The organism is Sporosarcina sp. Y838, assembly GCF_056786515.1.
In genome coordinates, this window is sequence record NZ_JBXCJD010000003.1 from 159112 (window position 1) to 182827 (window position 23716).

Genomic DNA, 23716 nt, shown 5'->3' on the forward strand with positions numbered 1-23716 from the left:
GATTTACCTCCAATCTATTCACTAAACTCAACTTTCCATTCGTCTTTAATCTCGAGACCGAGAGTAGAAGCAGTATCTTTATTCATGATTAACTTTAAGTTTTGTGGGATTTGAACAGGTAAGTCAGCCGGTTTCTTTTCGCCATTCAAGATTTTGACTGCCATTTGCCCTGCTTCATAGCCAATGTCAAAGTACTCGAAGCCATATGCTGCTAAGCCACCTCTTTTCACAGAGTCAAATTCACCTACCATCATTGGAATTTCATTGGCATTGGCAACTGAAATGACAGATTCAAGTGCAGAGACAACTGTATTGTCTGTAATAATGTACATAGAGTCTACTTTACCTAGCAATGACTCAGTTGCTTGTTTCACATCAGCAGATGTAGCGACCGATGCCTCCACTACAGTCATGTCCATCTCTTTCAGCATTTCTTTTACTGCATCTACCTGGGCACGAGAGTTTTGTTCTCCAGAGTTAAACACCATTCCCACGTTTTTTGCACTTAATTCTTCTTTTAGAAACTTCATTGTGTTTGAAATGGCGTCAGGATGAGCGTCAATTGTACCCGTTACATTTCCTCCTGGGCTCTCCATTGAGTCAACAAGCTCTGCTCCAACTGCATCTGTTACTGAAGTGAAAATGATAGGTATTTCTGATGTCGCGCTGGCTGCCGCCTGCGCACTAGGTGTTGAGTTTGCGAATATTAGATCTACATCTGCACTGACCAGATTCGTCGCAATGGTCGTGTTGGCGCTGTTATCACCTTGAGCAATTTGAACATCATATTCCGCATCGATTCCTGCGTCTTCTAACGCTTTCTTAAAGCCGTCATAAGCTGCATTTAGTGACGGGTGCTCTACAATTTGGCTGACACCTATTTTATATGTCTTCGAGGATGATTCACTTTCCTTCACTTCTTCATCGCCACATGCCGAAAGTATTAATGCAGTGCCAAGAATAATAGCCACCACTTTTTTCCACCCATTATTCATTCCATTTCCCCCTTATTAAACTACTTTAGGTAGTATTTCTTGAAGATTCCGTCTATTTAAATGTTTATTTTATACTAGATGCAATTTCAAAATTATTAATATTAATTAAAAACCCTGACATTAACTATATTTTATTATTGATTTTTCGTTTGCATGGATGAGTTCCGTCGATTGTAACGGAAGTCGGAGACTCCACGTTTAGGGTCATAAGATTTTTAATAGGTTCTTCTTTTAGCAGACGAAGCGTGAATTGCTTGTCCGATTAACCCCTCAACCGCTTCAAGGAGTCCTTCATTGAAACCTGGATGTGCATAGTGTGGGAACTTTATATCTTCTTCTTTTGCCGCCATTTCAAGCAACTGCACGAAGGAGCCTGCCATTTCAACAGCTCCTTCTCCAATCATATGAATGCCTTGAATGATTTCTGTTGTTGAATCAGCTATAACCTTGATAAACCCATCTTTTTTACCGGTAATCGTTGCATAACCATTGCCGCCAAGTGCAAATTGACTGACTCGAATCTGAAGACCCAAATCCTGTGCATTTTGTTCTGTTATCCCTACAGAAACAACGGGTGGAATTGTATGGGCAACTATTGGCATAAAAGTAAGATCTACTTCCGTTTTTTCTCCTACAATTGATGCAACAGCAGCTTTTCCTTGTTTAATGGCTTTCACAGCAAGCATTGGACCTTCCGTTACATCACCAATTGCATATATAGAAGGTATCGATGACTGCATATTCTTATCTACTTTTATAAAGCCCTCAGCTGTTTGTTCAATTCCAAAACGACATATTCCTAAAGTCTTCAAATTGGGTTGCCTAGTTCCGGACATGAATAGATGTGAACCTTGAACTGTCTCTTCTATATTTTTATCAGTTAAAAACCTTATTGTAATTCCGTCTTCCGTCTCATTTGATGAAATGAATTCATGTTCTTTATACACTTTAATTTTACGCTTTTTAAATAGACGAGTTAACTCTTTATTGATGGACTCATCGAAAGGAAAGCCAACTTTGTCATCAATGATTATACTGACTTGTGCCCCTAGTGCTGCAAAACTAGAGGCAACTTCCAGTGCAATGTAATCTTGACCTCTTACTACAAGATGCTTTGGTATTTTTTCCAGATTAAACAGCTCATGTGGCAATAGAATTCTTTCCCCTTTCTTAGTCAAAATAGCTGGCCACGTTGGGGAACTTCCTGTCGCAATAATTAGTTGTTCAAATTCAAAAATATCGAATTGATGTCCATTTTCCACACCGATTTTGTCTATTGAGAGAAATGTAACTTTTCCACGGATTATTTCAATTTTATTTTCATTACATAGACTTTCAATACCAGACCTTAGCTGATTAATAATTTGAGCTTTATAACCAAGTAGCTTTTTTAAATCGAAAAAGTTATCCGAGCTAACAATCCCAAGTTGTTGCAAATGAGCTGTTTCAGATCGTTTCATTGCTGCGTGTGTAAAAACTTTAGATGGGATACATCCTTCAGTCAAACAAACACCACCCATATCAGCCTGTTCGATTAAAGTGACCGAAAGTCCAAGCTGCGCGCCTCGTATGGCAGCCGAATAGCCACCAGGTCCGCCTCCAATAATAATTAGACTTCTTTCCTGAGTGATTTCGCCAACAACCATTTCATATCATCTCCATCAGCAGTTTGTGAGGTTGTTCAATTAGACTAGCAAAGCGATTCGTAAAAGCAACGGCTGTCGCTCCATCAGCAACCCGATGGTCAAAAGCCATGGAGAGTGTCATGATATGCCCAATAACGATTTCATTATGCTCATTGACGATTGGCAGTTTTTTTGTTTTATGGAATGCAATTAATGCCGTTTCTGGATAGTTGATAATTGGTGTTGCACCCGTACTTCCGAGTGGTCCAACATTACTCACCGTAAATGTACTATTTTGCATTTCAAACGATTGTAATTTACCTGCGATTGCTCTTTCTGTTAATCCTTTAATGCATTTGTTAATCTCCTTGATAGATTTCTTATCGGCATCATGGATTACGGGAACAATTAGTCCACTTTCAGTATTTGTTGCAATTCCAATATGATAGTTTTTCTTAAGGAGTATTCGATTATTTGCTTCATCTAGTTCGGCATTGAATATTGGGAAGTCCTTTAATGATATGACTAATGCTTTAATAAGAAATGCTGCTACACTAACCGATTCTCCAGCTGCTTTCATTTGTTCCCTTATCATAAATAAATTCGTCATACGGACTTCATCAAAATGTGTGACATGCGGAATGGTGAAAAGTGATTTTGATACTTTTTCTGCAATCTTTTTTCGAATCCCATTGAAAGGGATTTCATCTGGAATCAAATGATTAACTGCTTCTTGCCTAACGTCTTCCACTGTTTCTACTTTAGATTGCGCCCCTTTCAAAAACCGAACAACATCTTCTTCAGTGACTCTTCCAGAGGGATCAGTAGCATGGACATCTTCAAGATAAATATTATTGTCGCGGGCCAATTTACGTGTGTACGGGGTTGCAAGTACTCGTTTAAATGGAAACGGTGAAGACTTTTCATCGTTTTTAGTAGAACGTATCACTTTTTCCTCGGTAACTCTTTCCGTTTCCACTTGTGAACTTTGTACTGTCCCCTTGGCTCCATCAGCTTCAATATAGAGTAAACTCGTTCCCACTTGAACAGTTTCGCCTACTTCAATTCTAATCTCTTTCACAATACCTAAGCAGGGTGAAGTTAATTCAGCTATCATTTTATCAGTTTGAACTACAACCAGCGGCTGATCTGTAATAACCTGCTCTCCAACTCTGACTAAGTATTGGAGCACTTCCCCTTCTGTCATGCCTTCCCCGATATCATGCAACTTTACTTCGTGCATTTCATTTCCTCCTTAAAAATGAACCACTTTTTCAATTCCTTCAACGACTCGAGCGGGTGTTGGCAGATAGTGTTCTTCCAATGTGAAGAATGGAACGGGTACGTCAAATCCTGTTACACGTTCAATTGGGGCACGTAGATAAAGGAATGCTGTATCATTTATAATCGACACAATATCATTTCCGAGTCCACCCGTATTATGCGCTTCATGAATAATGACCGCTCGCGTTGTCTTTTGTACGGACTCAGCAATCATGTCACGATCAATTGGATACAATGTTCTTAAATCGATAATTTCACAACTGATCCCTTTCTTCTCGGCCAGTTCAGCTGCTTTCTCAGCAATTGTAATCATAGCTCCCCAGGCAATAAGTGTGACATCCGTGCCATCACGTACGATTTTCCCCTTTCCGATTTCAACACTATATTTCCCAATCGGTACTTCTTCTCTTTTTGAACGATAGATTTTCATCGGTTCGAGAACAAGGACCGGGTCAGGACCTTCCATTGCCGCTATCAACAATCCTTTTGCATCATATGGATTAGAAGGACACACTACCTTGATGCCTGGCATGTGAGTAAATAAGATCTCTGTACTATCAGAATGTATTTCAGGCGCACGAACACCTGCTCCGTATGGGGCTCTAATGACCATAGGCACAGTAAAACGAGACATCGATCGCATTCGAATTCGGGAGACATGTGTCATTATTTGTTCATAAGCAGGATAAATAAAACCGAGAAACTGGATTTCCGCAACTGGTTTAAAACCATTCACAGCAAGACCAATTGAAGTTCCAATAATCCCTGCTTCTGATAACGGTGTATCGATTACCCGATCATCACCAAACAAATCCTGGAGTCCTTCTGTCGCACGGAATACGCCTCCATTTTTACCGATATCTTCTCCGAGTAATATAGTTCGTTCATCCTCTTCTAACATTAAACGCATGCCATCATTAATCGCTTGAATTAGCGTCATTTTTTTTGTCGTTTCATTTTTGTATTCAGACCCTTTCAATGTTGTATTCATTTACAGCCTCCCTAAATGTGCCAGGTATGCTTCTTTTTGTTCAACTAGGTGTGCAGGCATTTCAGCATATACATGATCAAAAACGTCTTCTACGTTCGGCGGTGGAAACTGCTCCATCTCTTCCACAGCTAATTCGATTTCACGAGTCGTTTCTTCTATAGTCGTTTGAATCCATTCATCTTTCCAATAGCCATAATTTTTCATAAACAATTCCAACCGGGTAAGAGGGTCAACAAAGTTCTCTCCTCGTTTTTCAGAACGGTATTTAGAGGGATCATCTGCAGTTGTATGGGCTCCTTTTCGCCATGTAACTGCCTCTATCAAAGTCGGGCCATTTCCACCCCTAGCATGGTCAAAAGCCTTTTTAGTTTCAAAATACACTGCGAAACAATCATTACCATCAATCCGAATCCCCGGCATTCCATAGGCAACTGATTTTTGTGCGATTGTTGCAGAATTCATCTGTTTTTCAATTGGAACTGAGATTGCATACCCATTATTTTGGTTAAAAAAAACGACTGGTACTTTGAACACGCTTGCAAAATTCAATCCTTCATGAAAATCGCCTTCCGAAGTAGCACCATCCCCGAAATATGCAATTGCTGCATTTTGTGTACCTTTCCTTTTTTCAGCCCATGCAGCCCCCACAGCATGAGGTATCTGAGTCGCAATGGGGACAGCTGGTGGAAAGATATTTCTATCCGCGGGAGCTACACAACCTTCTGCTCTACCATTCCAGTACAAAAACGTTGTTGTCATATTTTTTCCGAACGTTAACGTTGCGCCATGATCACGGTACGTAGGGAAAACCCAGTCGTCAGGGTTTAATGCAAGTGCACTACCAACTTGAGCCGCTTCCTGCCCTTCAAAAGGTGCATAAGTTCCTAGACGCCCTTGTCTCTGCAAATTAACAGCTTTTCTATCAAATGTACGAATTCGTAGCATATGATAGTACAAATCTTTAACTAATTGCTCATCTATTTGTTTTTCAATACTCGAGTCTACAAGAAAGCCCAAATCATCTATTATTCTTTTTATAGGGTAATTTTCCACTTAACTTGCTCCCGTCATGATAGATTTCGAATCGACCACTTTGGTTTTGCTGGTGCAGTGTAAAAGCTATTTCGTTTTCCTCTATATGCTATTCTTTTCTCACACATTGCATTTGCCGATTCCTCTGTTGTTTCCCCAGTGTTAGCAGCTTCCTTGTATACTTCCAAAATCGCATCGTAGATCTGTCTTGTTTTGGCAAGCACCCGTTCATGATTAATACCATACAATTCATCTGCCACCTGGATGAGTCCACCCGAATTGACGATATAATCCGGTGCATATAAAATGCCTTTATCTCGCAACATTTTTCCATGACTATTATCTAGCAACTGATTATTAGCCGATCCGACGATTGCTTTCACTTTGAACTGAGGAATTGTAGCGTCGTTAATAATTCCTCCAAATGCACACGGAACAAATATATCAGCTTCCTGTGAATAAATATCTTCGTTAGCAACGAATTGTACTTTACCTGTTGTTTGTACGGCCACTTTTTCAATTGCCCTTACATTCTCTTTATTAATATCGGTTACATAAATGTGAGCACCTGCTTCGAGTAATCCACTTGCAACCTTGAAACCAACCTTTCCTAGACCTTGAACTGCATATATATGTTGACCTAATTCATCATGACCATTGAGCATCTGATTGGTAGCTTTTATTCCGTACAAAACACCCTCCGCCGTGGGTATAGATGAATCGCCACCGCCTCCATATTCCTTAGGGAGACCGTTAACGAAATTCGTTTCTTTCTTGGCATGAATGAAATCATCCATCGTCGTTCCCATATCCGTTCCCGTATAAAAACGTCCACCTAGAGAATTCACAAACTGGCCGAATGCGCGGAATAATTCCGGTGATTTGTCCGTTGTGGGATCGCCAATAATAACGGCTTTCCCACCCCCGAAATCGACATCTGCAGCTGCGCATTTATACGTCATACCTTTAGATAGGCGAAGAACATCCTCCAAAGCTTCTTCCATGCTGCTATAAGGTTGCATGCGACATCCACCAAGTGCGGGTCCTAGAGTTGTATCATGGATCGCAATAATTGCACGTAAACCTGTTGAAGGATCATTGCAAAAAACGACTTGTTCATGCTCACTCATTCGATCGAAAAGTTCAAATTCCTTAGTAATTGAAGTTCTATCAGCTAGCATCACTCAAATTTCCCCCTTAGGATTGGACATACAGTATCTCTATTAGGATGACGCCTCTTTCAGTTTCTCAGCAATCTTTTCCTTAGGCAAAATGACTTGCATTACTTCACCTTTTCCAATTACACCTAAATTGTTTTCTACTGTTACGCTGGTTACAACCCTATTGGCATGAAGATTGACTAAAACTGCAGTTATTGTAATGACAGATCCAAGCGGAGATGCAGCAAGATGTTTTAACTGAATAGATGCACCCATTCCCTCTTCATTGTCTTCCAAAAATGGAAGAATTATTTTCCGCGAAACCCACTCCATATGATATGTCATCGCTACCGTTGAATAGACAGGATGTACAACTTGACCTTCAAATGAAGCAAACATATCTTCCGTTACAATAATCTCAATCGATTCTTCTCTACCTACTTCCAAACCTTGCTTCATCTTCTATCCCCTACTAACGTTATAGTCTGAACAACTCAAATTAATACCGAAAACCAGTAAAAAGTAGATACATTCTTTATCCTATCCGAAACCAAGTTGAAAGCGCTTACAAAAGATAAATTTGAAATAATGTAGTCAGTTATATGGAGTCTACGGAAATAGAAAATACAATACCCGAATTTCCTTATTCATAATTCAAGATTTTAGTAGAGCTACTTCTATTGGTTAGCGATTCATAAGATTTTTAGTTAGAAAAGTTACAGAGACAAAACTGGAAACCGCTCGGGTCATAAGCATTCAAGCTATGTGGCAAAGTGCGCCACGCCGTGCCTGCAAGGAGGCAGGTATGCAGTCGTTGCGACAGGACGTCGCGATCTTAGGCTGCCTTCCTTTTGACTTATGCCCGTCGTGGCTAAACTGCGCCTTACGCTTTTCAATTATAGTCCGAATGGATTTACTGGACGGCTGCCGAAGTACGACATGATGCTTTTTGTTTCAGTGTAAAGATCAAGCGATCCGACTGATAGTTCACGGCCAAATCCGGATTGTTTATAGCCACCGAATGGTGTACCTGGGAATGCAGAGAATGGTGTATTAATCATAACGATTCCTGCTTGAATTTGGTTCGCGACACGTGTTGTTGTTGCATTATTTGTTGACCAGATTGAAGAAGCTAGACCAAATTCCGAGTCATTCGCTAATGCAATTGCCTCTTTTTCGGTTTTAAACTTCGATACTACAACAACTGGTCCGAAGATTTCTTCACGCACAACCTTCATTTCTTGTGTTACGTTTCCAATAATTGTCGGCGCATACCAATACCCGTTTTCAAAGCCTTCTGGTTTCAATTCTTTCCCACCAGTAAGGATTTCCGCACCTTCATCAATCGCAGATTGAACATACATTTTCACTGTGTCCAACTGTCCTTGATCGATAACCGCGCCCATATGTGTTCCTTTATCAAATGGATCTCCAATTGCTAGTTTTTCTGTTTTAGCAATAAACTTCTCAACGAACTCATCGTACACATTTTCATGAATATAGATACGCGTACGTGCATCACAAGATTGGCCTGTGTTATTGAACGCACCGTAGAGTGAACCATCAACAGCCGCCTCAATGTCTGCATCTTCAAAAACAAGGCTTGGAGATTTCCCACCAAGTTCTAGTGTTACGCGTTTTACAGTTCCTGCTGCTCTTGCCATAATGTCTTTTCCGATTGGTGTAGAACCCGTGAACGCAACTTTATTCACTAAATCATGTTCTACCAAGTAGTTACCAATTTCAGAACCAGATCCTGGTAAAATGTTAACAACGCCGGCTGGAACGCCTGCTTCGAAACAAATTTCCCCAAGAATAATAGCTGTAAGCGGCGTTAGTGACGCCGGTTTAATAACAACCGAGCAACCTGCTGCAATCGCCGGAGCAATTTTCCAAGCGGCCATCATAAGTGGGTAGTTCCACGGAATTATCTGCGCACATACACCAAGTGGTTCTTTTTCTGTGTAGTTATGGAATTGACCAGGTACGTTGTTTACAGATCCACCGAGGCCAACAATTGCGCCCGCGTAAAATTCAAAGTCTTCAATTGCTTGTGAAATCTGGCCTTTAGCAGCTGCAAGTGATTTACCTGTATTTAAAATTTCAAGTTCTACCAGCTCATTAAAGCGTGAGCCCATAATTGCTGCAATTTTGTTGAGTACACGTGCACGACGTCCTGAAGGCGTTATTTTCCATTTTCCATTATCAAATGAATCTCTGGCAGCTTGAACAGCTCTTTCAGCATCTTCTTGTGTTGCTTTTGCTACTTCCGCAAGAAGTTCACCCGTCGCAGGATTGTAAATTTTTGTGCGTTCGCCATTGCTACTTTCGACTTGTTCACCGTTAATGAAAAGTTTGTAAAAGTCACGTTTCATTGATTGTTGGTCTAATGTTCCTTCTGAAATTGTCGTCAATGGTTTTTCCTCCTATAGCCCTGTGAAAACAGGTTTATGTTTTCCCATAAATGCCGCAACACCTTCACGGTGATTGTTCGTTAATCCACCTAACCGCTGCCCTTGTGCTTCATGCATTAGTTCCAGACTGATTGGATTGTCATTAGTCATTTCATCAATGTAAGCTCCTGCCGAAAATGCGCGTCCTTTTCCAGTCAACACGATGACGCGGACATTATCATTTCGGTCAAACTTTCCCATAGCAATGACTAGCTCATTAACCATTTTTCGATTCATTGAATTTAACTGGCGCGGGCGATTTAATTCAACCTCCACAATACTTCCCCTTAATGTAGATTCAATGAATTCAAAACTGTTCATTACTCACCTTCACCAATCATTAATGTTACTAGATCTCCCGCAAATTCCATAAAGTCTTTTCCAGATGCTTTCCTTTCTGGAGAGCGTAATCCTTGTTGTAATGCTTCAAAATCGTCATACATTATTTCACAAGTGAGGTAGTATTTATATTCTCCTCCCATTGGTAATCCCGTTATTTTTGTAACTTTCATTTCACGTAGTCCAGGAATTTTTCCGTTAGCGGTGAGTGCATTGAAATAATGTTCATCAAAAGCCTCTTTGTTTTCAGGGTGATTGTATAATGGGAATAGCTTAGTCATTTTTCTTCTCATCATTTTACATTAATGTCGATACCGGTTTCATTGCCTCAAATACGTTTTTACAGCTTTTGCAGTACAATATACTTCTGCAAGCTGTCGGTCCAAAAATGTTTTCCATCGTTACATATTCAGAACCACAATATGCGCAATTCACATGCCATGAACCATCTTCCTCGAAATAGAGGGGCGGAGGGGCGATTCCAAACTTCCGCAAATTCACATGTCCTTGTTCCGTTATGCGGTCTGAAGTCCACGGTGGATGAAAAACGAATTCGACTTCAACACTCTCCGCTCCCGGCAGTTTCTTTACAGCATTTACCGTATTTGTCTTAATAAATTCTAACGCTGGACATCCTAAAAAAGTCGGTAATAGAGAGATTCTAACGTTTCCCCCTTCGATAGTAACTTCACTTACCATACCAAGATCAATAATACTCACTGAATCAATTTCCGGGTCTTTAACATTCATTAGTACCTCAAAAATTTGTTTGGTTGAAAGATTAATAGAAGCAGTCATGCTATACACCTCTCTCTATTTGGAGCCAGTAAACTAAATGGATACTGAAATGCTGAGTTCGGTTTCTCTAGTTATTAACTTCATATTCTTGATAAAACGTTTTTTCATCATTCATTTTACTGACTCCTTCCATTATTCAACGACTGCACTTAATGCATCACGCACCCATGCATTATTTTCATAAGAAGTACGGCGTAAATTCAGACGTTCCTTTGACCGAGGGCCTTCATTTCGAATGATTTTCTTGAATTCATTCCAGTCCGGTTGTTTATACTTCCATATTTTAGTATTTGCATCGTAGTGTATTGACTCATCCGGAATTATCAAACCGAGGGATAAAATTCGAGGGATATATTTATCAAAAAAGTTTTGCCTAAACTCCTCATTTGTTTTCGTCCGAATTTTGTATTTTATAGTCAAATCTTGTTTAGATGAACCCGTTGTTTCTTTGCTCGCGGGTCCAAAGAACATTAACAGCGATTCCCACCAATAATTGAGTGAATCCTGAATTATAGCTTTCTGATAATCTGTACCTTCCGCAAGTGCCATAATAATCGATTCACCATGCTGTGCGTGAAACACTTCCTCTGCGCAAATACGCTGTAATGCTCTGCCATAAGGTCCATAAGAAGCCCTAAGCATATTTGTTTGAGTAATGATTGCTGCTCCGTCAACAAGCCAACCGATAATTCCGGCATCTGCCCAGGTAGTTGTTTTCATGTGAAATACATTATGGAATTTCAAATCTCCATTGAATAAATCCTGCATTAAATCTCCACGATTCTTGTCATATGGCTTGAGTAAGTCTTCCGTAACTCGGAGAAGCAACTGACCGTGTCCCATTTCGTCCTGCACCTTTGCCATAATGCCTAATTTTCGTGATAGGGACGGAGCTTTTGGTACCCATTCTTTTTCAGGGAGAGCCCCCATAATTTCGCTCATTCCATGCATTGATATCAATTTAATCAATGTTTTACGATATTCTTCGGGCATCCAATCATCCGCTTCGATTTTATCCCCTGCTTCAATTCTTCGCATGAAATGGGCATGTTTTTCTTCCAAACTATACATTTCCATCATCTCTAACCCCCTCCTGTAAGGTATGTGTTTTAGTAACTTTATATAACAATACAGTAACGTATATATCCGTGCCCGTTATGTCTAATCACATAAAGGCCCTTTATATCCGCATACATTTCCTACATTGAATTTCCACAAAATCACTATCTACCGCTTAAATTTTTATCAATTCTATAATGAAACTGATTTCAAACGACACTCTGCCTAAGAGTAATAAATATAGATTAATAGCCTTCAGTTCATAAGTCAATATTAATTACTGAACGTTGTAAACATTCAGATATCGATTTAGTCACAGTGGCTATGTATACATTTAGTCAGGACAATAAAAAGAGCTGTCTTTAAGTCTTCTTTCGACTAAAGACAACTCTTCTTATTGTGAATTTAAGATATCGTGCATATAATCCTAAAAATAGAATCTAGTTATTTTCTGCGTAGTGCAGATTGCCAAAGGATGAAATTACAGCTACCATTAACTAGACTTGAGGTGCTCCTGTTCATACAGACAATTTAACAGGTCACTCACAGCTACTTCGCCTGCATGAATCCATCTGTTTTTATTTATGATTTTTCCGTCTTTATCAATCGGTTCCTGAAATTGACTAAACCCAGTAGCATCTAGTAATGAACTTCCATCACTATCTAGACCGACATGGACGACATGTTTGATTACGTAAGGTGTTTCGAACTTGATAGAAGCATCGAATTGATCAAGTTCTCCTTGCGTGACAACAAATGGAATTCGGATATAGATGGTTTCACCGCCTTCGCTACATAAAATGTAGTCAAAACTGCCTTTATGGTAATCCCAGTTCCCGCCCAAATGGTAACCAAGCTCCCGTACACATTCGTTTACAAGCCCAAAAGAGGCACTTTTCCCCTCAAGCTCAGTTTGTAATTTCAACATATTTTTTCCTCCTTCTACTTCGTTCTTGTAATAGCATTCACATGATATGAAGGAAAAATACGTTAATGGCTACAATGTAAACATTTGGATGCCTTTCATTTCTTTCTTCTGTTTATTTCGATCTATGACCAAACAAGTACATAATACCCCAGTAAATAAATAGTGATTATAATCAGTGATTTCATTTAAAAAGCAATGTCCCTCCCCTTTTCTGAATGGGGAAAGACATTGCTCGCGTAGGAAAAATGAATACAATTTCTATGTTAAATGTTCTACATGCACTCTACTCTAATTATTTCTTATCGGTCCTGTGATACTCAGCTAGCTGAGTAACTCTAACACCTTTCGTATTTAGCTCATGATATATTCCTCTGCTATCCCGGAATGTAATATATTGATCCCGTTCACTTTGAATTAACTTTTCTGCTTCCTCTTGGGATTCCATATGGATAAACCTTCTAATGTAATGCTCTTCACAAAAAAAGTAAGTCACTTTAAATTCTTTCATGTTAGTCATCTCCTGTAACCCCATCTCCTTGAACATGTACTGGAACCTTTCATTCATATTTGATATTCATTCTCCCACTTTCAATACCCACATATACCTATTCGAATGTATAGGAAAAAATATTATTATACTTTCAAAGGATTTTTTCAAAAATCGACTGTAAAGATATTTGCCAATCGTTCAAACGTGCACGCATTTTCTATATTAAACACTATTCTTCGAATTCCCGTACCAGTATGCGGCTCCTATGAACAAAGCTCCACCGATTATATTTCCTATTGACACGGGTACTAAGTTTGCTGCCAACCCTGCTAATGAAACAGTTTCAGGATGAGGTATCATCAACGAAATAGATAGCAAGGTCATGTTTGCTACACTATGTTCGAAACCTGAAGTGATAAAAGCGAATAAGCACCAAAAAATGACTATCAATTTTGCGGTTTCTTCTTTTAATTTAAATGCGCACCACACGGCTAAACAGACAAGTATATTACAAAGAATGCCGCGAACGAGTAACTCCATGAAAGGTAGACTCATTTTGTCACTTGCTGCCATATTAATAAAGTCGGCTGTACTACCGGTGGCCAAGCCCGAAAAGAAAAAAAGTGCTGCAATGAGAATCGATCCTGCGAAGTTGCCTACATAACTAAATGTCCAAACTTGTATTGTTTCAGTCCAAGTCGTTTTTTTGGTCAAAGTGCCAATTGTCATAATCATGTTATTACTTGTAAACAGGTCGGCTCCCGCCATTAAAACCAAGCTTAATGCGATTCCAAATGAAACTCCCATAATAATTTTCGTTCCTGGAAAATCTACTGGCGCTAGTAACCCACCGATTGTAAAAATCAAAATGATTCCAAATCCAACAAATACTCCAGCCAACATTGTCATAGTTAAATATCTACTTTTGCTCGTATGTAATTGACTTACTTTTGAAACGGCTGTATCACCTAAAACAGCGATTGTTGATTTCATTTCTATTCCCTCCCGTATATCCTAACCCCAAACGATGGATATCTAACAATCCCCTAGGACTTGATTTTGTAACTCACATTGCCTGTCGTGAATAAATTGCTATCTACTAGTCCCCTAATCAACTACGATTGTATTCACATTCCTCAATTTCCCACCTCTCGAATACTTAATATCACTCGCTACAACTGTGAAAGCCTTTTCTTTCATCATTGACTCTTCCACAAGGAATTGTGCTCCCTGTACGCTCCTTTATTGTTCAATGAAATGAATTGATTTGCCTAAGCTGACTGACAAGCCGTTGGAATTATGACTAGCTGGATTCCTTTATGATTAAGCCAAGAACACCCGTGACTTCAGTCGTGGGATGAATTGGCTTTCTTTTTATTGTTCTAAAGTAACATCACTATGCAAACCTATGTTCTATTTGGTAGAATATTCTTAAATAAGGTAGGTGACAGACTATGGAGCCGAATAAAGAATATCGTACTTTTCAAATCAATATTAAAAATGGCCATAAAATGTATTCTTATTTTGATGAACTTTGTCTAAATAGTAATAACCTATACAACACGACAAACTTCTTTATCAGGCAAGTATATACTGCTTTAAACAATGAAGGTGTGTTACAACCTTTACAAATAGAAGTAATGGACACAATTCGTGACAATATTGATAAAATGAATGCAAATCAACAAAGAAAATATAGCAAAAAATTAGAAAAAGAACAAATGAAACCAAGAGACGAACAAAAAGAAATAAAGGTAAATCTATTTGAGCTGCCTTCAAAAGAAAAGTCCTTCTTAGCTTACAATTTTCTGGATTGTTTATTTAAAACAATTAAACAAAAAGACTATTATTCATTACCAGGTCAGATAAATCAACAGGTTGTTAGAAATGTCGTGCAAAATTGGACTAGTTTTTTCGCAAGTTTGAAAGACTTCAAAAAGAATCCAGGAAAATATACAGGAAGACCTTCTATTCCTGGTTACCTACCAAAAGGAAGCAGGAAAGAATCAACTCTTTCAAATCAAATTTGCAAAATTAAAGACGGTAAATTCCTGAGCTTTCCAAAAACCAAAAGAAAAATAAATATCGGTAAGTTAGCAAATTTCAACGGTAAGTTTCAACAAGTGAGAATCGTACCCAATCACAATTGTTTTACTGTTGAATTAGTGTTTTTAATCGAGTTGAAAAAACAAATATCCGACAAAACGGAACAATGCATGAGTATCGATTTAGGTCTTGATAACATTGCAGCGCTAGTTTTTAATACAGAGCACGTTCCAGTCCTTTTTAAAGGCGGTAAAGTTAAATCGATCAATCAGTGGTACAACAAAATGCGTGCTTATTACTACGCGGCTCTTCGTAACGGTCAAAAACCAAAAGAAGGTCATTTCTATTCAAAAAAAATAGTGAAATTAGATTCCGCAAGACATAGACAAATCAAAGACTTTTTCCATAAAGTTAGTTTCAATATCGTGCGAATAGCGGTGGGAAATAACATTGATACGATTGTCATCGGTAAAAATGCGGGTTGGAAACAAAAAATAGAATTAGGGAAAAGAAACAATCAAAACTTTGTCCAAGTACCACACTCATTGCTAATAGAATTAATCTCTTACAAAGCGAATGCCGAGGGTATTTCAGTAATTGTAACTGAAGAAAGCTACACATCTCAGGCAAGTTTTGTAGATGAAGACATTATTCCGACCTACAAATCGGGGAATAATACAAATCATATTTTCAGTGGAAAACGATTAAAACGCGGACTTTACCGTACAAAAAGTAAAATATTAATAAATGCAGATGTGAATGGTGCAGCAAACATCCTAAGAAAAGTAGTGCCGAAAGCATTCGCTAACGGTATAGCGGCTGTGTGTTCCCAGCCTCAAGTGGTCAATGTGCAATAGCACCAACCCTGAAACCCGTGACTTCAGTCGTGGGAGGTTCATTAATAACATAATGAATACAGTTCCCACTCTTATTGTATACCAGTGTCTTTCATTCGTATAATAAGGACAAATGGATTATGTCTATCTTTTAAGGAGTATTTCATGCCATGTGTTAGGATAAATGTCAAATACAACTCTTTTGTAATCCCATTAAATTGTTGGCTCAATAGTTACGATTAGATTCGTAATAAAACCCATAAATATCACCTGCATGGGGTAGACTTTTATTGTATTTAAGAAATACATATATAGACTGACTGAGACAGGAGGAATGACCATGAATATTTTAATCGAATGGATTTACAGAACACCTAAAGGCGTGGAAAAAATTTTTCGTTCTGAAGAAATGCCGGCAGCACAAGCAATGCTATTTGCAGAAGACATTGAGCGAATTGGGCGAGCCAAAAGCGTAGTATTCATTGACCGGTTTGACAGCATGTGGACGGTGAAAGAGATGAAGGGCTATTTGAAAGGAATCGAAACTGAACCCCATAACGTTAAGGTCTATTTCGATGGAGGCTTCGATCGGACAACGAGCAGTTCAGGTATGGGCTGTGTCATTTATTATGAACAAAGTGGAAAATCATACAGGCTCCGTCGTAATGCTCCTTCCGCCGAACTTATGTCGAATAACGAAGCAGAATATGCCGCACTCCACTTATGCCTGCAAGAGCTTGAACTGTTAAATGTCCATCATCTACCGGTTCGGTTCATCGGAGATTCACAAGTAGTCATCAACCAACTGACTGGAGAATGGCCGGCACTCGAAAAAGTTCTGTCAGGCTGGGCGGACCGAATTGAACAGAAGATGAAAGACCTCGGTATCCAGCCAGAGTACGAACTGGTGCAACGAAAACTGAATTCAGAAGCCGATCGACTGGCGACACAGGCGCTAAATGGAGTCTCTATTACAGCGACAAGTGAGGTTACAGGATAGGTCTATTTTCGGTAATTGACTTAACAAAAATCTTAGATTAGCAATCGGTTTTTCATAAATTCAGTACACTAATCCCTAACACAGATTCATTCATTTGAAGTCAAAAAAACACTCTATTTCCACATTTCCTGGAAATAGAGTGTTTAGTTAATGTTCATGCTTGCCGATGCATCGCTCACATTCATAAAGTACCGATTCATGCTTCTCAACGATTTCATTTCCACATTCTGTACACTGCTTTTCAGTATTATTTTTGATTTTCTCCATAATAGATCTCCTCCATTTTTTATTGTTGTACTAACCTTGTTGTGAAACAGTTAGTATTCTTAATAACTACTATATAACAGAGGTTTATTTTTGTCTTCACTTTCCGACAAAACGTCATATTAGTGGATGAAGAGCAATATACGGCGACGAACAGAGATTGTTTTTAGGACTTAATAAATAACTCTTCCGTTAACTATCTAGTTTGTTTCTCCTTTCAATCGTTTTACTTCTATTCGCCATGAAAAAAATCACCTCTCCTCCCTTTCACACACATTTTCAAAATAAAGAGACAACTAAATTCTACAAATAGTTTTTGTCGATTTGGGAACGCTATCTTATGAAGGTTTCTATAAAGAAGGAGGAAGTCGATTGTCCAAAGTCAATCCCAAACCGAACGATTCAGCCGACAATGAAGACAGGTTAAAGAAAACAATCAGTAACCTAGAAGCTGCAGAAGCTGCTATGGAATTCGCCGAGGGGAAAGAACTCGCTACAATCCAGGAAAAAAATGCACGACGCAAAGAAAGCATTGTAGATTTACAAAATGAAGTAATTGAAGAAGACAAATCACGAATTAACGGTTATCTATAACAGCACAGGTGATTGCTTTTCAAATGAGATTAGAGGTATTGAAAATCAGAAAAAAACGAGTCCATTCAATTATTTCATTATTGAATGGACTCGTTTTTTCAATATATACCCGACGTCATTTCGATTTTCAATCAGTCATCTGTAATTCATTTGTTTAAACGCTTTTGTCTTCAAACAAGTACAAGAAAGTAGAAGCAATAGTGCAGAACAATACCCAAGACGTTGCTGCTTCAGCTACAAATATGATCATTTTATGTACTGTTATTTATTAAGTTCTTTCTTAAAACTCTTCCTTCGTATTCCGTAAACGATAGGCAACAATAGAGGAAATATAATTCCAACGACCAACGGCAGAGTTTTCCCCGTCGTGTTATCCCATTTTTGTTTTAACAGGGTGAGTTTTATTTGAAGTAGTCCATTCACATTCTAGTAAGCTTAAAATACCAGCTTGTGACTATTCTTTCAGTCAATATTCGCCCCATTTCCAAAAAATACACCACTTTCAGAATGGAAATCTGAAAGTGGTGTATTTTTATTTCTGATTAATTAACTACAAAATATCTAGCATCTGGATGAGCGAATACCATTGCTGAAACCGAAGCTTCCGGTTCCATCATGAATTCTTCTGTTAGTTCTACGCCAATATCTTCGGGTTTTATCAAACCAAATAACTTAGCTTGATCATCTAGATTTGGACAGGCTGGATAACCGAAGGAGAATCGTTGCCCTTGGTATTTGGCAGCGAAACGATCTCTCATTGTAAAGTCCGTTGGATCTGAGAAACCCCACTGATCTCTAATTTCTTGGTGAATCCGTTCAGCATACCCTTCAGCTAGTTCAAGGGCAGTCGCCTGGAATGCATGGCTTTCTAAGAACTTTCCTTGTTCTTTTAATCTAGTTGCTTCCGCACGCACGCCATGACCTGCGGTAACTTGCATGAACGCAACATAGTCCATTTCTCCACTTTCCACTGTTCTTAAGTAATCAGCTAGACATAGAAAAGGTTCTACAGATTGGCGCGGGAAAGTAAAACGTTCGATCTCTGTTTTAGCGTCTGCAGGATCATAAATAATTACATCATCTCCATCTGATTGCGCAGGGAAGAATTGATATATGCCCCGGGGTTTTAATAGATCCGATCGTAAGTAACCAGTTACTAGTTCATGGAGCCCACTTGCACGCTCATCTCCCCGTTCGATTAATTTATCATTATATCCTTTTAGACCCAAATGATGGCCAATCAATGTGCGCATATTTACATAAGGATGAAGGTGAGCAACTGAATAATCTTTCATCACATGACGACGAAGATCTTTCGGTATGTAAACTTGTACATCTTCTCGAACCGTTTTCACAGGCCTCTCCAAAACAGCAACTGCCTGTTTAGATGCACGAGTTGCCTCTGATATAATACGCTTCTCTGCTGAAATAACAAGTTCCTCTAACAAAAGCTCTTTATCTTCCTTATTTTGTAATCGATTGGCTAGGTCAAGTCCTTGCATCGCATCTTTTGCATATAACACTGGCCCATCATATTCAGCTGAAATCTTCGTTTCCGTGAAACGACGAGACAGCGCTGCTCCACCTACTAGTATCGGTACATCGATACCCGCCTCTTTGAAATCTTGCGCTGTAATAACCATTTGATGAGCGGATTTAACGAGTAGCCCAGACAAACCTATCATATCGGGCTTTTCTTTACGAATGACTTCAATCAGTGTAGCGGGTGTCACCTTAATACCGACATCGATCACTTTGTAGCCGTTGTTACTCAGTATGATTTCAACCAAGTTTTTCCCAATATCATGAACGTCGCCTTTAACAGTGGCAAGAACGATTTTCCCCTTACCAGAATCATCTTCTTTTTTCTCCATGAAACCTTCTAAGTAGCCTACTGATGCTTTCATAACGCCTGCACTTTGGAGTACTTCAGCAACAATGAGCTTATTTTCATTGAACAACCGACCTACCTCGGCCATCCCTTTCATCAGTGGTCCGTTGATAATATCAAGCGGGGTATCATACATTTGAAGCGCTGCTTCCAAGTCAGGAATAAGCCCTTCTTTTGTTCCTTCAATAATATAATAAGCAAGACGATCAGGAACCGTTTTAGGAATATCATCTTCTGTTTTTTCTTTTTTCTTACCACGGTAAAAATCTGTGAAATCAGCGAGAGTTTGATCCGTTGTTGTGAATAAAAGCTCGTTCGCCATAGCAATTTCCTGTTCAGGAATAGAAGCAAAACGTTCTAGTTTCTCAGTATTCACAATGGCATAATCAAGACCTGCTTGTGTACAGTGGTATAAATAAACGGCATTCAATACTTCACGTCCAACCGGCGGAAGTCCAAATGATACATTACTTACACCTAGTGTCGTTAAACATCTCGGCATTTTTTCTTTTATCAAACGAATACCTTCTATTGACTCTACTGCAGCACCAATATATTGTTGATCGCCTGTTCCTACTGGGAATACGAGCGGATCAAAAATAATATCTTCCGGCGCTAACCCCCATTTATTCACAAGTAAATCATATGAACGCTCTGCGATTGCAAGCTTTCGTTCGCGTGTAACACCCATACCAATTTCATCGATCGTCCCTACTACTACAGCTGCACCATACTTTTTCACAAGAGGCATCACGGCATCAAATCGTTCTTCCCCATCTTCTAGGTTGATAGAATTAATAATTGTTTTACCTTGTGAATACTTTAACGCTTCTTCAATCACCTTTTCGTCAGTTGAGTCAATAACGAGAGGGACTTTCACTTTTTTCACAACTTCCTTCATGAATTGTGCCATGTCCTCCAACTCATCGCGATCCGGGTTCGCAAGACAAATGTCAATGACATGTGCCCCACTTTTCACTTGAGCGCGTGCAATTTCAGATGCTTCTTCAAACTTTCCTTCTATAATAAGCCGTTTAAATTTCCGGGAACCAATGACATTTGTACGTTCTCCGATTAATAAAGGACGCATCGATTCATCATATTGTAGCGGCTCAATTCCAGCTATAACGTGACCATGACTTTCAACCACCGGTTTACGTGGAGCCAAATCTTTTACAGCTTCTCGCAAAGCTTTAATGTGAGCTGGAGTCGTTCCACAACATCCGCCTACCAAGTTTAACCAACCCTTTTCTGCAAAGCCTCTTAGCTTTTGAGAAAGTGATTCTGGTGACTCATGGTAATGTCCTTCTTCATCGGGTAATCCTGCATTGGGATAACAACTGACATAGCCGTCAGATATCTCTGATAGTGAACGGATATGATCTCGCATGAATTCAGGACCCGTTGCACAGTTTAAGCCTACAGAAAGTGGTTTCACATGCTCAATGGAAATATAGAAAGCTTCTATGCTTTGTCCGGCTAGCGTCGTACCCATTGGTTCAATTGTCCCTGAAATCATGATGGGAAGTTCTATTCCAGTCACTTCAAACGCCTCTTTAATACCAAGTGTAGCAGCCTTTACGTTCAGCATATCTTGACTTGTTTCTAGCAATATCAAGTCACTTCCACCGTCAATCAATGCCTTCGCTTGGATATAAAAGTCATGTTTCAGCTCATCAAATGTAATGCCACCTGTTACAGAAAGTGTTTTTGTCGTCGGCCCAATTGCTCCTGCTACAAATCGAGGCCATTCATTTGTCGAGAATTCTGCAGTACATTTTTTTGCAAATTGGGCTGCACGATAGTTAATCTCATGCGCTTGGTCTCCTAAATTATAATCATTCAATACAACTGGCGTGCCACCAAACGTATTCGTAGAAATAATATCAGCACCTGCTTCTAAATATCCACGGTGTATGTTTTCAATAACTTCTGGATTTACGATATTTAAATATTCATTACATCCATCATATTCTTCCCCGCCGAATTCTTCCGGAGAAAGGTCCGCATTTTGAATCATCGTTCCCATTGCACCATCAATAATTAATATCCTTTTTTGAAGTTCTTTCTCAAGTAAACTCTTAGACATAACTGTGATCTCTCTCTTTCTGTGCATCTATTTCTTTAATATAATGAATCAATTCAAGTGACGTATCATATCTGAGGAAAGGCGTGATAATGTAAATTCCATTAAATAATTCTGCCGCTGTATCTATGAGTTCCTTCGCTATTTGAATACCTTCTGCAGTCGCTCTGTTTTTGTCATCTCCACACGCACGCATTCTTTCAAGTGCATCTTCTGAGAGCTTAATTCCAGGTACCTCGTTATGCAGAAATTCCGAACTTCTGATGCTAGTGAGTGGCATAATACCGATGAAAATGGGTGTAGGTAAATGCTTTGTCTGCTCGTAAATTTCTATGATTTTTTCTTTTGTAAATACAGGTTGTGAGATAAAATAATCTGCGCCTGATTCAATCTTCTTCTCCAAGCGTTTTACTGCGCGATCCAGTACACGGACATTCGGATTAAACGCTGCAGCAACAGAGAAATTCGCTTTCTTGCGAAGAGGTTTACCTGAGAATGAAATGCCCTCATTCAACTGTTTAATCAATTGAATGAATTCCATACTAGACACATCATATACACTTGAAGCTCCTGGGAAATCGCCTATTTTCGTAGGATCACCGGTAATCGCCAATACTTCATGCAATCCAAGTGCGTCTAGTCCCATTAAGTGAGATTGGAGCCCGATTAGATTGCGGTCCCGACATGTAATATGAACAAGTGGGCTAATTTGATGCTCCAGTTTCAACATCGATCCCATCGCCAAATTGCTAATGCGCGGGGAGGCTAATGAATTATCTGCCATTGTGAGAGAGTCTATGCCTGCCGCGTTTAACGCCTTAGCACCTTCAATGAATCCAGTAATATCTAAATGACGTGGTGTATCCAACTCTACAATTATTGTTCTTTCTGTCTTCACTTTTACATGAAGCGGCTTTGTTTTTTGCGGTTCTGCCTCTCGAATTACAATCGGCTTTCTTGGAGTCACTATTTTTTCCGAGATGGGTGCTAGATTTCCAATGTATTTTTTCGCAGCCTCAATGTGCTTTGTCGTCGTTCCACAGCATCCACCAATTAAGCGCACGCCCTCTTCCCGGAGACGCAATGCAGCTCTCCCGAAATAATCAGCTTCTGATTCGTAGACAATCCGTCCATCCTCAACATCCATTAAACTTGCGTTTGGAGAAGCGGAAAGAAATGCTTTTTCAGGAAGTGTTACTTGTTCGAAAGCTTGAATCGTATGATGTGGTCCCAGTCGGCAATTGACTCCTACTATGTCCGCACCCAGTGCTTCAAGCTGATCAAACGCTTCGTTAAGCAGCATTCCATTTTGCAAAATGCCTGGATCATGCATTGATACTTGGGCAATAATTGGCGTATTTGTTAGTTTGCGTAAATGCTTTACAGTAGCAACAAGTTCTTCAAAATCATAATAGGTTTCTAGGAGTAACCCGTCCGGATCCCCTGCCAATAAGTGATTGGCTTGCTGATCAATCATTTTTATTATTTCTTCAACCGTCGCATCACTTTTACGAATCCCACGGATACCACCTATCGTACCAAGTACAAACTGTCCGCCTGGTGCAGCAGCTCTTTTTGCAATTTGAATTGCTGCTTCATTAATTTCTTTTACTTGATTTTCTAAACCATAACGCTCCAGCTTAAGAAGATTGGCTCCGTATGTGTTGGTCTGAATAATATCTGACCCAGCCGTAATATAATCTAAGTGAATTTTCTCCACAATCTCCGGTTTCTGTAGATTCAGCTCTTCGTTACAGTACTCAATCCCATATGAATAGAGCAGCGTCCCCATAGCCCCATCCGCAATTAATATCTTTGTCTGTAGTTCTTCCAGTAAGCCCATTC

21 protein-coding genes are annotated in these 23716 nt (G+C 39.3%); 3 read left to right on the top strand and 18 right to left on the bottom strand.

All coding sequences use genetic code 11. The annotated features are described in order from the left end of the window. Window positions 1–14 precede the first annotated feature (14 nt). The 15 genes from AC1TO4_RS05530 to AC1TO4_RS05600 form a co-directional block, all read right to left on the bottom strand. Entirely contained in the window at window positions 15–995 is a 981-nt protein-coding gene (locus AC1TO4_RS05530; RefSeq protein ID WP_482101952.1) for an ABC transporter substrate-binding protein, read from the bottom strand. Between the two features lie 215 nt (window positions 996–1210). Continuing rightward, a complete protein-coding gene (locus AC1TO4_RS05535) occupies window positions 1211–2641 on the bottom strand; it encodes a dihydrolipoyl dehydrogenase family protein (protein ID WP_482104496.1) in 1431 nt (476 codons plus the stop codon). A gap of 1 nt (window position 2642) precedes the next feature. After that, window positions 2643–3863 (bottom strand): dihydrolipoamide acetyltransferase family protein, encoded by a 1221-nt coding sequence (locus tag AC1TO4_RS05540; RefSeq protein ID WP_482104497.1) that lies wholly within the window; start codon window positions 3861–3863, stop codon window positions 2643–2645. Between the two features lie 12 nt (window positions 3864–3875). Further along, window positions 3876–4895 carry an alpha-ketoacid dehydrogenase subunit beta gene (locus AC1TO4_RS05545; protein WP_482104498.1) on the bottom strand — a complete coding sequence of 340 codons (1020 nt, stop codon included), beginning with the start codon at window positions 4893–4895 and terminating at the stop codon, window positions 3876–3878. Further along, entirely contained in the window at window positions 4896–5948 is a 1053-nt protein-coding gene (gene pdhA / locus AC1TO4_RS05550; RefSeq protein ID WP_482104499.1) for a pyruvate dehydrogenase (acetyl-transferring) E1 component subunit alpha, read from the bottom strand. It abuts the gene before it with no gap. A 14-nt stretch (window positions 5949–5962) separates the two neighbouring features. Beyond that, the gene (locus AC1TO4_RS05555) at window positions 5963–7108 is read right to left on the bottom strand and encodes a Leu/Phe/Val dehydrogenase (protein WP_482104500.1); all 1146 of its coding nucleotides are present in this window, start codon (window positions 7106–7108) and stop codon (window positions 5963–5965) included. Window positions 7109–7150: 42 nt separating this feature from the next. Further along, window positions 7151–7546, bottom strand: a complete 396-nt coding sequence (locus AC1TO4_RS05560) for a thioesterase family protein (RefSeq protein WP_482104501.1) — start codon at window positions 7544–7546, stop codon at window positions 7151–7153. A 437-nt stretch (window positions 7547–7983) separates the two neighbouring features. After that, on the bottom strand, window positions 7984–9462 hold the full coding sequence (locus AC1TO4_RS05565) for an aldehyde dehydrogenase family protein (RefSeq protein WP_482104654.1): 1479 nt from the start codon (window positions 9460–9462) through the stop codon (window positions 7984–7986). A gap of 51 nt (window positions 9463–9513) precedes the next feature. Further along, window positions 9514–9861 carry an enoyl-CoA hydratase/isomerase family protein gene (locus tag AC1TO4_RS05570; RefSeq protein ID WP_482104502.1) on the bottom strand — a complete coding sequence of 116 codons (348 nt, stop codon included), beginning with the start codon at window positions 9859–9861 and terminating at the stop codon, window positions 9514–9516. Beyond that, window positions 9861–10160 carry an EthD family reductase gene (locus AC1TO4_RS05575; RefSeq protein ID WP_482104503.1) on the bottom strand — a complete coding sequence of 100 codons (300 nt, stop codon included), beginning with the start codon at window positions 10158–10160 and terminating at the stop codon, window positions 9861–9863. The genes AC1TO4_RS05570 and AC1TO4_RS05575 overlap by 1 nt, the downstream gene beginning before the upstream one ends. A gap of 16 nt (window positions 10161–10176) precedes the next feature. Continuing rightward, window positions 10177–10677: a 1,2-phenylacetyl-CoA epoxidase subunit PaaD gene (paaD, locus tag AC1TO4_RS05580; RefSeq protein WP_482104504.1), complete on the bottom strand. Its 501-nt coding sequence runs from the start codon at window positions 10675–10677 to the stop codon at window positions 10177–10179. Window positions 10678–10809: 132 nt separating this feature from the next. Continuing rightward, window positions 10810–11757 (bottom strand): 1,2-phenylacetyl-CoA epoxidase subunit PaaA, encoded by a 948-nt coding sequence (gene paaA / locus AC1TO4_RS05585; RefSeq protein ID WP_482104505.1) that lies wholly within the window; start codon window positions 11755–11757, stop codon window positions 10810–10812. Window positions 11758–12229: 472 nt separating this feature from the next. Further along, window positions 12230–12664, bottom strand: coding sequence for a YugN family protein (locus tag AC1TO4_RS05590; RefSeq protein ID WP_482104506.1), 435 nt, complete (start codon window positions 12662–12664; stop codon window positions 12230–12232). A 292-nt stretch (window positions 12665–12956) separates the two neighbouring features. After that, on the bottom strand, window positions 12957–13181 hold the full coding sequence (locus AC1TO4_RS05595) for a hypothetical protein (RefSeq protein ID WP_482104507.1): 225 nt from the start codon (window positions 13179–13181) through the stop codon (window positions 12957–12959). A gap of 195 nt (window positions 13182–13376) precedes the next feature. After that, complete coding sequence (locus tag AC1TO4_RS05600; RefSeq protein WP_482104508.1) at window positions 13377–14147, bottom strand: formate/nitrite transporter family protein; 771 nt, start codon at window positions 14145–14147, stop codon at window positions 13377–13379. A 461-nt stretch (window positions 14148–14608) separates the two neighbouring features. Between AC1TO4_RS05600 and AC1TO4_RS05605 the strand changes: the two genes are divergently transcribed. Both AC1TO4_RS05605 and AC1TO4_RS05610 read left to right on the top strand, forming a co-directional pair. Continuing rightward, the gene (locus AC1TO4_RS05605; protein WP_482104509.1) at window positions 14609–16057 is read left to right on the top strand and encodes an RNA-guided endonuclease InsQ/TnpB family protein; all 1449 of its coding nucleotides are present in this window, start codon (window positions 14609–14611) and stop codon (window positions 16055–16057) included. A gap of 319 nt (window positions 16058–16376) precedes the next feature. Then, on the top strand, window positions 16377–17036 hold the full coding sequence (locus AC1TO4_RS05610; RefSeq protein WP_482104510.1) for a ribonuclease H family protein: 660 nt from the start codon (window positions 16377–16379) through the stop codon (window positions 17034–17036). Between the two features lie 147 nt (window positions 17037–17183). Here the strand turns inward: AC1TO4_RS05610 and yhfH are convergent, their stop codons facing one another. Beyond that, on the bottom strand, window positions 17184–17303 hold the full coding sequence (gene yhfH, locus AC1TO4_RS05615; protein WP_482101965.1) for a protein YhfH: 120 nt from the start codon (window positions 17301–17303) through the stop codon (window positions 17184–17186). A 369-nt stretch (window positions 17304–17672) separates the two neighbouring features. Between yhfH and AC1TO4_RS05620 the strand changes: the two genes are divergently transcribed. Next, window positions 17673–17894, top strand: coding sequence for a small, acid-soluble spore protein tlp (locus tag AC1TO4_RS05620; RefSeq protein ID WP_482101966.1), 222 nt, complete (start codon window positions 17673–17675; stop codon window positions 17892–17894). A 542-nt stretch (window positions 17895–18436) separates the two neighbouring features. On the opposite strand, the gene metH is transcribed toward AC1TO4_RS05620, so the two are convergent. Further along, a complete protein-coding gene (gene metH, locus AC1TO4_RS05625; RefSeq protein ID WP_482104511.1) occupies window positions 18437–21874 on the bottom strand; it encodes a methionine synthase in 3438 nt (1145 codons plus the stop codon). Beyond that, window positions 21867–23714: a bifunctional homocysteine S-methyltransferase/methylenetetrahydrofolate reductase gene (locus tag AC1TO4_RS05630; protein ID WP_482104512.1), complete on the bottom strand. Its 1848-nt coding sequence runs from the start codon at window positions 23712–23714 to the stop codon at window positions 21867–21869. The genes metH and AC1TO4_RS05630 overlap by 8 nt, the downstream gene beginning before the upstream one ends. Window positions 23715–23716: the final 2 nt, after the last annotated feature.